This window comes from Mesorhizobium sp. LNHC252B00 (assembly GCF_000502955.1).
Taxonomy (GTDB): Bacteria; Pseudomonadota; Alphaproteobacteria; order Rhizobiales; family Rhizobiaceae; genus Mesorhizobium.
The window spans coordinates 1-417 of record NZ_AYWO01000133.1; the positions used below are offsets into that span (position 1 = coordinate 1).

Genomic DNA, 417 nt, shown 5'->3' on the forward strand with positions numbered 1-417 from the left:
ATGTCGAGAGCAACATTATCGCCTATACCAACATGCTCGAGGCCTGCCGCGGCAGCCGTGTCGGGCACCTGACCTATGCCAGCACCTCGAGCGTCTACGGCGCCAACACCGACATGCCGTTTTCCGAGCATCGGCCGGCCGACCATCCGCTGCAGTTCTACGCCGCCACCAAGCGCGCCAACGAACTGATGGCGCACAGCTACAGCCACCTGTTCGGCCTGCCGACCACGGGGCTGCGCTTCTTCACCGTGTACGGCCCCTGGGGACGCCCTGACATGGCGCTGTTCCTGTTCACCAGGAGCATCCTGGCCGGTGAGCCGATCAAGCTGTTCAACAACGGCAACCACACGCGCGACTTCACCTATGTCGAGGACATCGCCGAGGGCGTGATCCGTGCCAGCGACAGCCCCGCCGCGG

At 64.7% G+C, this 417-nt stretch carries 1 protein-coding gene; it reads left to right on the top strand.

The features are described from left to right. Window positions 1-417 (top strand): NAD-dependent epimerase/dehydratase family protein (locus X744_RS139640; RefSeq protein ID WP_023763261.1); only part of this gene is annotated, 417 nt, incomplete at both ends.